The sequence below is a fragment of the Bacteroidota bacterium genome (genome assembly GCA_036522515.1).
Classification (GTDB): domain Bacteria; phylum Bacteroidota; class Ignavibacteria; order UBA10030; family SZUA-254; genus VBOC01.
Map to the genome: position 1 here is coordinate 79,618 of DATDFQ010000049.1, position 12,307 is coordinate 91,924.

12 protein-coding genes and 1 tRNA gene are annotated in these 12,307 nt (G+C 59.3%); all 13 read right to left on the minus strand.

Annotated features, from left to right (window positions below; all coding sequences use genetic code 11):
* Position 1: 1 nt before the first annotated feature.
* The 13 genes from VI215_09220 to VI215_09280 all read right to left on the minus strand — a co-directional run bounded on the left by VI215_09220 (position 2) and on the right by VI215_09280 (position 12,278).
* A complete protein-coding gene (locus tag VI215_09220) occupies positions 2 to 988 on the minus strand; it encodes a hypothetical protein (protein HEY6192487.1) in 987 nt (328 codons plus the stop codon).
* Positions 989 to 1,022: 34 nt separating this feature from the next.
* On the minus strand, positions 1,023 to 1,760 hold the full coding sequence (locus VI215_09225; GenBank protein ID HEY6192488.1) for an SDR family NAD(P)-dependent oxidoreductase: 738 nt from the start codon (positions 1,758 to 1,760) through the stop codon (positions 1,023 to 1,025).
* Between the two features lie 15 nt (positions 1,761 to 1,775).
* Positions 1,776 to 2,516: an SDR family oxidoreductase gene (locus tag VI215_09230; GenBank protein ID HEY6192489.1), complete on the minus strand. Its 741-nt coding sequence runs from the start codon at positions 2,514 to 2,516 to the stop codon at positions 1,776 to 1,778.
* 1 nt (position 2,517) lies between these two features.
* The gene (gene folE / locus VI215_09235) at positions 2,518 to 3,099 is read right to left on the minus strand and encodes a GTP cyclohydrolase I FolE (protein HEY6192490.1); all 582 of its coding nucleotides are present in this window, start codon (positions 3,097 to 3,099) and stop codon (positions 2,518 to 2,520) included.
* 2 nt (positions 3,100 to 3,101) lie between these two features.
* On the minus strand, positions 3,102 to 3,506 hold the full coding sequence (locus VI215_09240) for a 6-carboxytetrahydropterin synthase (GenBank protein ID HEY6192491.1): 405 nt from the start codon (positions 3,504 to 3,506) through the stop codon (positions 3,102 to 3,104).
* A 55-nt stretch (positions 3,507 to 3,561) separates the two neighbouring features.
* Positions 3,562 to 4,212, minus strand: a complete 651-nt coding sequence (locus VI215_09245; GenBank protein HEY6192492.1) for an aquaporin — start codon at positions 4,210 to 4,212, stop codon at positions 3,562 to 3,564.
* 36 nt (positions 4,213 to 4,248) lie between these two features.
* Complete coding sequence (gene bcp, locus VI215_09250; protein ID HEY6192493.1) at positions 4,249 to 4,722, minus strand: thioredoxin-dependent thiol peroxidase; 474 nt, start codon at positions 4,720 to 4,722, stop codon at positions 4,249 to 4,251.
* 505 nt (positions 4,723 to 5,227) lie between these two features.
* On the minus strand, positions 5,228 to 6,160 hold the full coding sequence (locus VI215_09255) for a DUF2279 domain-containing protein (protein HEY6192494.1): 933 nt from the start codon (positions 6,158 to 6,160) through the stop codon (positions 5,228 to 5,230).
* A gap of 70 nt (positions 6,161 to 6,230) precedes the next feature.
* On the minus strand, positions 6,231 to 7,196 hold the full coding sequence (locus tag VI215_09260; protein ID HEY6192495.1) for a UDP-glucuronic acid decarboxylase family protein: 966 nt from the start codon (positions 7,194 to 7,196) through the stop codon (positions 6,231 to 6,233).
* Positions 7,183 to 8,502, minus strand: coding sequence for a UDP-glucose/GDP-mannose dehydrogenase family protein (locus tag VI215_09265; GenBank protein HEY6192496.1), 1,320 nt, complete (start codon positions 8,500 to 8,502; stop codon positions 7,183 to 7,185). Before VI215_09265 ends, VI215_09260 begins: the two co-directional genes overlap by 14 nt.
* Before the next feature lie 111 nt (positions 8,503 to 8,613).
* Positions 8,614 to 9,750, minus strand: coding sequence for a DegT/DnrJ/EryC1/StrS family aminotransferase (locus tag VI215_09270; protein ID HEY6192497.1), 1,137 nt, complete (start codon positions 9,748 to 9,750; stop codon positions 8,614 to 8,616).
* 26 nt (positions 9,751 to 9,776) lie between these two features.
* Positions 9,777 to 9,863: transfer RNA gene (locus VI215_09275), tRNA-Ser, on the minus strand.
* A gap of 243 nt (positions 9,864 to 10,106) precedes the next feature.
* A complete protein-coding gene (locus VI215_09280; GenBank protein ID HEY6192498.1) occupies positions 10,107 to 12,278 on the minus strand; it encodes a LysM peptidoglycan-binding domain-containing protein in 2,172 nt (723 codons plus the stop codon).
* Positions 12,279 to 12,307: the final 29 nt, after the last annotated feature.

Sequence of the window (12,307 nt, forward strand, 5' to 3'; positions counted from 1 at the left end):
GTTACCAGTCTTCCTTTTCGAACCTGATACGGTTCGCATCCGCGATCACTTTGATGTCCTCCATGACTCCGGGACTTCCGCAGGTGATGATCACGGTCCGTTCCGCGTCCATCCGGTCGAGAACCCGCTCCCGCGCGATGTGTTTCGGCAGGACCGGTCTCACCGTTTTTGCAAGGGCCGCCCGTGCCGCGGACGGATCCCCGCCGGCGGCAATCGCTTCCTGAAGGTCCTGTTCCTCCTTGAGGGACATCCCGAGGATGCTTCTGAGCACGTTGTTCGCCCGGCCCTTTCCGAGGGCCGGATCCCCCTCGTCCCGCGGCGCCGGACGGCTTACCGAGGGGAGATAGAGAAAGTCGAATTTCCGCCTCCCTTCGATCGCCAGGAGCTCTTCGTGATACCCCAGCTCAGCGAACGTCCGGTTCGCATGGATCAGCGTGAACCTCGCGGGGCTCGTTGACCCGTTGCGGGCCTCAAAATCGAGCTGCTTGATCATCGATGCGAAGGGAGCCAGGCCGGTCCCGGTCCCGACCATCACCACGTTTTGGAAACCCGACGCCCTCTTCTCAAGCGTGAACTCTCCGGTGATCTTATTCACGTAGGAAAGCTTGTTGTCCACCTCCGGATCGATCTTGAAGAGCGACTCGGAGAGTCTCCCCGGTGTTCCGGTCTCGATCATCTCGAGCACCACATAGAACTCGAGATCGCCGCGTTCCAGCGTTTCGAAGGGGGCCGAGGAGATGGAGTAGGAGTGGGTGACGGAACCCCATTTGGGATTTCCCTGATCGTCCAGGTCGTAGGCGTACCGGGTCTCTCCGCCGGGCCCGGTGATTTTCTTCGTCAGCCTGCAGTTATCGCGGGAGAGGGCGATGTACTGGCCGGCCTTGTACTCGGGGAACGCGCTTCCGGGGGCGGGGGCGAGGCGAAAAATCTCGAGGATATCGGAGAGAGCGCGCCGGTGGACGACACGCCCGACTTTACGTTCTGCCATAGTCTGCCATGAACGACGGTTCGAAGGAGTGGATTCAGTGCTTGGGGTTCGTGGGCCGGATATCCACCTCACTCACCATGACATGCCGCGGCATCACAAGGGTCGATGTGACAACCCGCGCGATATCGTCGGCGGTCGGAATCTCCCCGGCGCTCCTCTGACCGGATTGCGAGTCTCCCCCGAATCCCGTCTCGACCGAACCCGGACAGAGGGTGATCACGCGGATGTCGTGGGCCCTGACCTCGAGCATGACGCAGCGGGCGAATCCGATGAGCCCCCATTTCGTCGAACAATAGGCCGCCCCTCCGACGAACGCATTTCTCCCGGCAAGCGAAGAGATGTTGACGATGTCCCCGGAATTCTGATTGACCATGGCCGGCAGGACGGCCTTGGTCGCGAGGAACACCCCCCGCAGGTTTACGCGCCACATCTTGTCGAACTCCGCCGAGGGGAGATCCGTAACTTTTGCGAACGATCCGACTCCCGCATTATTGACGAGGATGTGGACTGTGCCGAACCGCTGGATGGTTTTCGAAACCATCGTATTGACGTCGAATTCCTGCGAGATATCGGTCCGGATTCCGAGCGCCTGCCTGCCGAGTCCCTCGATCTCCTTCGCGGTCGCGTTCACTTCCCCCAGCGTCCGCGCGGCGACGACGACCCGGGCCCCCTGTTTCGCAAGCGCCAGGGCAATCGCCTTGCCGATTCCCCTTCCGCCTCCGGTAACGATTGCAACCTTGTCAGTCAGGTCCATGGCAGTTGTGCGTTCCACGCGCGCCCGGGGCAGTCAATCGATGTCGCCCGCAAGCGGACGGATCACCAGTTCATCGACGACGACATCGCCTGGCATGCGGTACACCGACAGGACCGCCTCCCCGACGCTCTTGGCCTTCATCATCCGGTGCGAATATTTTTTTCGCATTCCGTTGCTCCACATCTTCGTTTCGGTGGCTCCGGGAAGGACGTTGACCACCTTCACCCGGCGCGGCCGCAACTCCTCCCGGAGAACCCGGCCCAGGCCGAGCATCCCCGCTTTTGTCGCGGTGTACGCGGCCGATCCCTCGAACGTCTTGATCGCCGCATTCGAGAGTATGTTGAAGATCCACCCCTCCCTGCGCCTCGACATCGAGGGCAATACCGCCTTGATGCAGGCGATCTGCCCGCGGAGGTTTGTGGCGATGATCGCGTCGAATTCCTTCAGAGAGGTGTCGAGGAAGGACTTGAACACCGTGATGCCGGCGCAGACGACGAGCACTTCAATTTCGCCGTGGTCCCGCCGGATCCGGCCCGCGGCCAGGCGGACCGCGGCGTCCCTGCTGATATCGCAAGGATAGGATTGCGCCCTGCCGCCGGAGTCCGTAATCTCGCGGACCGCCGAACGAAGGTCCCTCTTGTTTCGCGAAGAGAGGCAGACCACGCATCCGATCGAGGCGAATTGCTTCGCGATTTCCCGCCCGATGCCGCGCGAGGCCCCGGCTATCCAGACGACCGGGCGATGAAACACGATTCCCTCGCGCCGCGGCGGCATCTCAGGCGAGTTTAGCCGAAATCAGGTTCAGAAACTCGCTGCGCGTCCGGTTATCCTCCCGGAACGAGCCGAGCATCGCGCTCGTTGTCGCCGCCGAGTTCTGCTTCTCCACTCCCCGCATGATCATGCAGAGGTGACGGGCCTCGATCACGACTCCGACCCCGGCGGGCTCAAGGACTTCGAACAGGGTGTCCGCGATCTGCTGCGTGAGCCGCTCCTGCACCTGCAGCCGCCTGCTGAACACCTCGACGATCCTGGGGAGTTTGCTCAGGCCGAGTATCTTGCCGTTCGGCAGGTACGCGACGTGCACTTTCCCGTAGAAGGGAAGGAGATGATGTTCGCAAAGGCTGAAAAAATCGATGTCCTTGACGATCACCATCTCGTTGTATTTTTCCGAGAAGATAGCTCCGTTCAGGACGGCCTGGATGTCCTGGCGATAACCGCTGGTCAGAAACTCAAGCTCCTTCGCAACGCGGCGCGGAGTCCGGAGGAGACCCTCTCGCCCGGGATCTTCACCGATCCGGTTCAGGATCCTGCGAACGGCGTCTTCAACTTCGGTCAGTTGCAGCAGATCTTCTTCCATTTCTAGCCCTTATATTCCGCAAAATTATCGGGAGTTTCATACACCTTGATCGAATACAACGTGCCCGCGGGTATCTTCGGGCGGAGCACCTTCCAGAACGCGACGGCGATGTTCTCCGCCGTGGGGATAATGCCCTTCAAAAAATCGACGTCGAAGTTCAGGTGGCGGTGGTCGACCTTCGAAAGGATTTCGGTCTCGATGAGATCCGAGAGCTTTTTCAGGTCCATGATCATCCCGGTGCTCCGCTCGGGTTCTCCGCCGACAGTCACCTCGAGCTCATAATTATGCCCGTGCCCGTTCGGGAACGCGCATTTGCCGTAGATCGCGAGGTTTTCCTCGTCGGAAAAATCCGGATTGAATAACCGGTGGGAGGCCGCAAAGTGCTCGCGTCTCGTCAGATAGACCATCGCCCGGCTTTCGTGCGCGTCCATTCCTTCAATTCCAGCGTCCGGAGAACCCGCTTCATGCCTCCTGCTTTCCCAGAATTCCCTTGTAGAGGAGCGCGGCCAGCCCGGCGCCAAGCAGCGGACCGATCCAGTAGACGATATGGTTTTCCCAGTACCCTCCAACGAGCGCGGGCCCGAAGGTCCTCGCAGGATTCATCGAGGCCCCCGTGAGGGGTCCGCCAGCGAGAATATCAAGGGTGATCGTCAGGCCGATAAAGAGCCCCGCCATCTTCGGGGCTCGCGCGTCGATCGCGGTGCCATAGATGACGAGCATAAGAAAGAAGGTGAGGATCGTCTCCATGAAGATTCCCGCGCCCACGCCGATATCGGGGGCGAGGAGCGGAGTTCCAAATTTCGCCAATTCCACACTGGAGGCGGGAAAGATGGCCTTCACGGCGAGAGCGCCGAAGACTCCGCCCGCGAGCTGGCTGATCGCGTATAATCCGGCGGTCTTCGAGCTGATTTTTCCCCCCACCCATGCCCCGAACGTCACGGCCGGATTAAAAAATCCCCCCGAGAGATACCCCATCGCCGAGACCATGACCGCGATCGTGAGCCCGTGCGCGAGCGCCACGCCGGCCAATCCCGCATTTACGCAAATGGACGATACGCCGATGAAAATCAGCGCAAACGTTCCAATGAACTCAGCTGTGAGCTTTTGAGCCATGGTTCCGGTTCCTCCTTATTTTTGATTTCTTCACCGTTAATCCGCTGATCGCCGCCCGAGAAGCTCAAGCACCTCCTCCGTGTGGCCGTCCACCTTCACATTCTCGAAGACGTGCGAGACCTTCCCCCGCTCGTCGATGATCACCGTCGTCCGCACGATCCCCATATACTTGCGGCCCATAAACGACTTTTCCTTCCAGACCCCGTACGCCTTCAGCATCTCTTTGCTTTCGTCGCTCAGAAGGGGAAACGTCAACTCGTATTTCTTCGAAAACTTCCGGTGCGATGCGAGAGAGTCCGCACTCACCCCGAAAATCAAAGCCCCCTTCCTCGTCACCCGGCTGAGGTTTTCCTGAAAGGAGCAAGCTTCCCTGGTGCATCCGGGGGTGTCGTCCTTCGGGTAAAAATAAAGGACGACCCGCTTGCCCCGGAGGGCCTTCAGTGAAATGGTCTCTCCAAGGCTCGAAGGCAATGAGAAATCAGGAGCCTTCTCCCCCACCTTCAGGGACATCAGTTACTCCTTGTCTCCATGAATTGACCCATTGGATCTGCTGATTGAGAGGGAATTTGTGCCGTTTGGTGGCGGAGGCGTGATTTGAACTTACGCAATAGGGGTCTAAAAGTCAAGGAATGTCCCGGAGGGGAACGTCTCAGTTTCATCCACTTCGGTCAACCGGTTCACGTTTTTGTAGGGGCGGGGCATGCCCCGCCCGGCATCTCGGGCATCACAATCATTCCGGGCGACGCATGCGTCGCCCCTACGTCAGGCGACCTACCATACCGAACAAACGCAGGCTAAAGCCTGCGCCTACCAAGTCCAAGGCATCGGTAGGCGCGGCCTTTAGGCCGCGTTTACATTCCTCCGTCCCGATCGACGCAAGCTAAAGCTTGCGGCTACCGATGCCTCTGCCGATACCTTAAATCAACCGCTGCACTCTCCATCTCGGTAGCCGCAGCCTTCAGGCTGCGTCAAACGGCGCGCAAGCTAAAGCTTGCGGCTACCGATGCCTCGAGGGTCAAAAATACAATCCATACCAGATCGTCGAGCGGGAGAATTGGACGGCCGGAAGCGGAAAATGGATGAAGTTTAAGAGTTCGCCGAGCGACTTCAGGAGGGCCGATTCGCGCGGGATGATTCGCGTCATATCCAGATCGAGCGCCAGAAAGTAAACCCGGTACGGGTCGGGCCCGGCCACCTCCCGGGCGCCGTACCCGAGGGCAAGGCAGAGAAACTCAGGCCAGACGCGGCGGACCGGTTCCGGGGCCAGATCGTGGATCCTGAAGCTCAACCAGAACGTCTGACCTTCATAGTCGTCGATCACAAGATGTTTTTGCCCTTTAAACCCGATTCCCCCCGGATTCCCGAGGAGATCGGACGGGTGATAACTGAGCTTCAGGTCGACGGCGCGAAGCGCGGGGAGGTAGTAACGGCCGATCGGCCACGCGGCTCCCGCGACGTCGGAGGCGAAATCGACCCGGTCGAACCCCCAGGCGGAAAACCCGTCTTCAATCTCCACATAGGTCTGAAAGAGCAGCGCGCCCCCCGATCCGTACCAGAGCGCGGTCTCGTCAGGGACGTTCGCCCAGCGCACACTGCGGTCGATCAGATACGCAAGAAGAGACGCTCCGTAAAAATGCCCCACCTTGTCGACGCTCAACCCGTAAACAAGATCTTCCTGAAAGTGAAACGGGGTCCGGTTGTCCTTCCACCACCCGCTTTGCTGGTAAAGGTGGATGGCCACGATCGAGCCCAGAAGAGTCCCGCCTACGATTGCGAGGCGGCCGTGATTAATTCCGGAATCGGGGGAGCTTGCGTGGGGAGATGGGACGAGTGAATCAGCGCGCAGCGGGCTTCCCCCGGCGAGGCCCTCATAAAACAATCTGGTATCGAGGCCCTGAACCCGCCGGCCGCTACCGCGAGCCGCCGCACCGGCGGCGGGCAAGAACATCAGAACACCGAGCGCAAGGATCACCGGCAGGGACGCAGATATCGGACGCCGCACCATGCGCGTGGCGGCTCTACGTACCTTGTTTCCGCGCGTTGATTTTCTTCAGAAAGTAGGCGTGGGTCTTCGCCAACCCCTCGGCCCTGCTCACCTTCGGCTCCCACCCGAGGAGCGTACGTGCCCTGGAGATGTCGGGCTGCCGGACCTTCGGATCGTCTTCCGGCAACGGGTGAAACGCGATGCCTCGCTTCCCGCCGGCCAGGCGCCGAATCTCCTCCGCGAGCTGGAGGACCGTGATTTCTTCGGGATTCCCGATGTTGACGGGTTCCGTGACATCCGAGATGAGTAAACGGTAGATCCCTTCGATGAGATCGTCCACGTAGCAGACGCTCCGTGTCTGGCTCCCCTCGCCAAATACCGTGATCTCCTCTCCACGGATCGCCTGGGAGAGGAAGGCGGGGATCGCCCGCCCGTCATCGATGCGCATGCGCGGGCCGTAGGTGTTGAAGATTCGGACGATGCGGGTATCGACATTATGGGTGCGGTGGTAAGCCATCGTCATGGCCTCGGCGAACCGTTTTGCTTCGTCATACACTCCGCGCACGCCGATCGGGTTGACATTTCCCCAGTAGGATTCTTTCTGGGGGTGTTCGAGCGGATCTCCGTACACTTCCGAAGTCGAGGCAAGAAGAATTTTCGCGTTCTTCGCCTTGGCCAGGCCGAGCGCCTTATGGGTGCCGAGCGACCCCACCTTGAGAGTCTGGATCGGAACCTTCAGATAATCGATGGGGCTTGCCGGTGAGGCGAAGTGGAGAATATTGTGGACCGGGCCGTCGATATAGGTAAAATTGGTGACGTCGTGATGAATGAAACGAAAGCGGTCGTTTCCGATTAGATGAGCGATGTTGGACGGGTCGCCCGTAATGAGGCTGTCGACACAGATGACTTGATGTCCCTCGGACAGGAGCCGGTCGCAGAGGTGCGACCCGAGGAAGCCTGCGCCGCCGGTGACGACCGAGACGACCTCAGATACCGCCACGATGAGAGCCCCTTCCGACGCCGAAATAGTCAAAGCCTTTTTCCGCGAGGACTCGCGGATCGTAAATGTTCCTGCCGTCGAAGATCACCTGCCCGCGCATGAGCGATTTCATCCGGTCAAAATCGGGCCGGCGAAACTCATTCCATTCGGTGAGGACGAGGAGCGCGTCCGCGCCCCGGAGAGCCGCGTAGCTGTCCTTGAAATAGCGGGCCGAGCCGCCGAGATGTTTCCGGGCCTCCTCCATGGCGACCGGGTCGTGGACCCGCACCACCGCGCCGCGTTTTCGGAGTTCTCTGACGATCGTCACGCTCGGCGCCTCCCGCATATCGTCGGTATTCGGCTTGAACGCCAAACCCCAGACCGCCACGATTTTCTTCGAAAGGCGGTTGTGGAAGTAGCGAAGGATGTTCTGCACAATCCTCATCCGCTGCCGCCGGTTTACCGATTCGACGGCCGCCAGAATCTTGAAATCGTACCGGCAATCCCGGGCCGTCGTTGCGAGGGCCTTGATATCCTTCGGGAAGCACGACCCCCCGTATCCCGCCCCCGCGAAGAGGAACTGGGCCCCGATCCTCGGATCCGTCCCTATTCCCTTTCTGACCATATCCACGTCCGCGCCGAGCAGATCGCACAGATTGGCAATCTCATTGATATAGGAGATCTTGGTCGCCAGGAATGCATTTGCCGCGTACTTGGTGAGTTCAGAGCTCGCCTCATCCATGACGATCACCGGATTGCCTGTCCGGACGAAGGGTGCGTAAAGCTCCTGCATGAAGGCAATCGCCCGCGGACTCCTCGACCCGACGACGACGCGATCCGGCTTCATGAAATCGTTCACCGCTGCCCCCTCCTTGAGGAACTCGGGATTGGAGACCACATCGAAATCCAGATCGGTGATCCCGGAGATGATCGACCGGACCTTTTCCGCGGTCCCGACGGGGACTGTGCTCTTATTGACGATGACTTTGTACCCGTTCAGGTGGGTTCCGATCTGCTTCGCCGTTTGAAGCACATGTTTCAGATCCGCGGCCCCATCATGATCGGAGGGGGTGGGGAGGGCCAGAAAGATGACTTCGGAATTAGTAATGGCCTTCCTGATGTCGGTGGTGAATGAGATTCTCTTCGCATCGAGGTTGTTCTTCAGAAGCGCCTCAATCCCCGGCTCGTAAGTGGGCGAGATCCCCTTCCTGAGAAGCCTGAGCTTCCGCTCGTCGATGTCGACGCAAATGACCGAATTGCCCGTTTCCGCGAGACAGGTGCCCACCACCAGGCCCACGTACCCTGTTCCGATAACGCTTATTCGCATCTGTTTGCTCCGAGGGGTTGTTCTACACGATGACCGATCTCATCCTCCCGGATTAGTATAGGGATTTTCCGGAAGAAGTTCAACGGAATCAACGGGTGCACGGTTGCCGGATCAACGGGCGAAAAACGAGCGGACGGACGCGGCAACATGGTCCGCCTGTTCCTGGCTCATCTCCGGATAAAGCGGAAGAGAGATGCATTCTTCGGCAGAGCGTTCGCTCACGGGAAAGTCGCCTCGCTTGTACCCGAGCGAGCGGCACGCCTCCTGAAAATGGAGAGGGATCGGGTAGTGGAGCCCGGTCGCGATCCCCCTGCCGGCAAGGTAGCTCTGCAGCGCGTCGCGCCGCTTCGTACGGACGACGAAGAGGTGATAGACATGCTCGGCGTTCGGCGGTTCAAACGGCAGAACCAGCTCACCGATGCCCGAAAGCCGGTCTTTATAAAAAGCGGCGAGTTCCCTCCGGCGGAGCGTCCATGCGCCGAGATGCCGCATCTTGGCGCCGAGCACGGCGCCCTGAATTCCGTCCATCCGGTAGTTGTGGCCGTAGAATTCGTGCTTGTATTTTTCCGACTGCCCGTGATCGCGCAGCCGCCTGATTCTGCCCGCAAGCGCATCGTCACTCGTCGTGACCGCCCCGGCCTCGCCGTAGGCCCCCAGATTCTTCCCCGGATAAAAACTAAAGCAACCCGACGATCCGAAATTGCCCACAACCTTCCCGCCATACCGGGCGAGATGCGCCTGGCAGGCATCCTCTATGACGTCGGACCCTTCCCGCCGTGCGAGCGTTCCGATGGCATCCATCTCCGCGGGTAACCCGTAGAGATGAACCGGAATGATGGCGCGGACCGTTTTGCTCCTCGGCCGGAGGAGGTACTCCTCGAGCTTTGCGGGATCGAGCGTGTAGGTAGCGGGATCGATATCGACGAAGACCGGCGTCGCGCCGAGGAGAAGGATTGCCTCCACCGTCGCGATGAAGGTGAACGGGGTGGTGACGACTTCATCCCCCCTGCCGGCGCCGCTGGCCCAGAGGGCGAGATGGAGCGCGTCTGTCCCGGAGCCGACCCCGATGCAATGACTGGCGCCGTGCGCCTCCGCAAATGCCTGCTCAAAGGAAGCCACAGCGCCCCCGAGAATGAACTGGGAGCTGTTGATGACGTCCTGGATGGCGGCATCGATCTCAGGTTTGAGTGTGAGGTACTGGGCGTGAAGATCTGCGAGGGGAACCTTCAGCGTAGAGCCTGTGAGCATTCGACCCGGTCGATAATGACTTTTTGCGGAGGGGGAGAGATTCGAACTCTCGGTAGAGCAAGCCCTACACTGGTTTTCGAGACCAGCCTATTCAACCACTCTAGCACCCCTCCGGCGGAAAATGTATGGAAAAAAGCCCTCAAATACAATAGAATTCAGAGGAGGGTAGTGCGCGTTTTCATCTTTTGCCGTCATCCCGACATGTTTCAGGTCGGGATCTTTCCAAAAGAGTTGGAAGATGCTGACCTAAAGCATGTCAGCATGACGAGCTGGGTAGACAGACCGCCAAACTGATACGCTACACAATGGGGGGTGAAGCCGGAACGTGGGGGGAGTGCTTGCCGGAGCGCCGGCGCTTACGAATTGATGACGAGTTCCTGGCCGATATGAATCTTCGTCCCGTGAATCTTGTTCCACGCGCGGATCGCTTCGATCGAAACTCCGAAGCTCAGGGCGATGGCGTGAAGCGTATCGCCCCGCCGGACGATGTAAGACAATGCTTTCTTGATGCTGCTCGAATCTTTCTGTGCGATCGCCTTTGCCGGAGCACGCGCGGTTGTCGCATCGCCGACGGCGATATCCAAACTCTGGCCCTTCATGATGCCGTCCGATGTTAGATTATTCCATTCCTGGATGTTCGCAACCGAAACTTCAAACCGGGCCGCTATCTTGTAGAGATTGTCTCCGGTGCGGACGCGGTATTTAATCCAGGAGGTCACGGGTCCCGCAGGCCGGTCGGACGACTTTGCTGCAACAACCTGAGCCTGATCCGCCGCCGGCTGGCCGCCGAGCGCGCGGTAATTATCCGCCCTGCCCGAGGGTTCCCAGAGGGCGAGGACGCTGCCGGCCCGGATCGAACTTCCGTACGGGATATCATTCCAGAGCCGCAGGTCGCTCACGCGCACGTCGTACATCTTCGCGATCCCGCCGAGCGTCTCCCCGTTCTTCACCTGGTAGGAGAGTTTCTCCTTGCCCACGATCGCGGCGGCGTAACGCTTCGTCCGTGATTTTTGCGTCTGCCTTCCGCCCGAGGTTTCGTCATCCACCGGGTTGGCGGCAAACGACTTCGAGGAGGCGGAGACTGGGATCAACAACGATTTTCCGGCCGGGAGCCGCCGTTTTCCCGTCAGATGGTTCACCTCGGCGAGCACAGCGGAAGAGACCCCGTATTTTCTCGCGATCGACTGAAGTGTCTGCCCCTTTTTCACGGTGGCGACAAGCCAGTCCTGTTTCTGGTCGTCCGGCACCTCGGCGTAGTTTTTCGCAAACGTCGAGGAAGCGCCCGCCGGAATCCTCAGCCTGTAACCCTTCGTACCCGGAGGAGTGCACCACTGCAGCAATTCCGGATTCAGTTCGCGCATCGTCTCGACATCCGTCCCGGCGCATTTCGCGAGCACGGTAAAATCGACGCAGTCGTCGACCGGCACGGTATCAAAGCTGAGCGGGTCGGAGGGGGTGACATCGAACCCGTAACTTTTCGGATCCATCGCCATGACAGCCGCCGCGATGTACTGCGGCACATAATTCCTTGTTTCGCGCGGCAAGTGGGGACGCATGCTCCAAAAATCGGCCGACTTGCTCCGCTTAATCGCATGATGGACTCTTCCCGCGCCCGAATTATAGGCCGCAAGGACAAGATACCAATCGCCGAATTCCTCGTACAGGTCCTTCAGGTGCCGTGCGGCGGCGTAGGTTTCTTTCTCAAAATCCCTTCGCTCATCGTACCAGAAATTCCCCGTCAACCCGTAGAGCCTTCCGGTCCCCCGGACAAACTGCCAGAGTCCGACCGCCTTCGCCCACGATCGCGCCATCGGGTTCATCCCGCTCTCGATCATCGAGAGGTACATCAGCTCTTCGGGGACACCTTCCTTCCGGAAGGCACGCCGCATGATCGGGCCGTACTTGCCGGAAAGGAACAGCCAATGCTCGAAGTGGCCCCGACCCCTTCCCTGCAGATATTTGATATTTTGGTCGACGTGCCCGTTGATGACCAGCGGAACCGTCGTTGTCGTGATCACTTGCTTGGGAACATCCTGGTCGCCTCCCTGATTGGCGTCGTCGAGCGAGTTCAGTTTATTCCTGAGGGCGAAGATTGATGCCTGAGGCCCCAGACTGTCGATTTTTGCTATGTATCTCTCATAATCCTCGACAACGCTCCTGCTCAAGTCGTTAAAATCACAGTCGCTCTCAATATTGGGGTAGTACCCCAATTCGTTGAGAATTGCGATGGATAATTCAAATTCGGTCGCTGAGCGGGTGGAGTCGGACTGTTGCTCGGCATCGAGCGCCCGCACATAGTGCTGACGCGCCCGTTCAAGCAACTGGGCTGTCATTGCGTCATAACTGGAGTCGGAGACGAGAGAATCCGCCATCGTCGGATCGCCCTCGTACAGGAGGTTCGATTCGCCTGAATTTTCCTGAATTGACGCGGAAATCACGCTCCCGGAGTCCGAACGGGTCGATTTCTCCGAGGAGCAGCCACCCAGGACAAGGGCCGATACGAGTGCAAAAAGGTAGAACTTATTCAATAGATCTCTAATCGCTTAAAATTATTGTC

Coding starts and splice junctions, on each gene's coding strand:
- VI215_09220 (HEY6192487.1), bottom strand. CDS start 988: ATGGCAGAACGTAAAGTCGGGCGTGTCGTCCACCGGCGCGCTCTCTCC.
- VI215_09230 (HEY6192489.1), bottom strand. CDS start 2,516: ATGCCGCCGCGGCGCGAGGGAATCGTGTTTCATCGCCCGGTCGTCTGG.
- folE (HEY6192490.1), bottom strand. CDS start 3,099: ATGGAAGAAGATCTGCTGCAACTGACCGAAGTTGAAGACGCCGTTCGC.
- VI215_09240 (HEY6192491.1), bottom strand. CDS start 3,506: ATGGTCTATCTGACGAGACGCGAGCACTTTGCGGCCTCCCACCGGTTA.
- VI215_09245 (HEY6192492.1), bottom strand. CDS start 4,212: ATGGCTCAAAAGCTCACAGCTGAGTTCATTGGAACGTTTGCGCTGATT.
- bcp (HEY6192493.1), bottom strand. CDS start 4,722: ATGTCCCTGAAGGTGGGGGAGAAGGCTCCTGATTTCTCATTGCCTTCG.
- VI215_09255 (HEY6192494.1), bottom strand. CDS start 6,160: ATGTTCTTGCCCGCCGCCGGTGCGGCGGCTCGCGGTAGCGGCCGGCGG.
- VI215_09265 (HEY6192496.1), bottom strand. CDS start 8,502: ATGCGAATAAGCGTTATCGGAACAGGGTACGTGGGCCTGGTGGTGGGC.
- VI215_09270 (HEY6192497.1), bottom strand. CDS start 9,750: ATGCTCACAGGCTCTACGCTGAAGGTTCCCCTCGCAGATCTTCACGCC.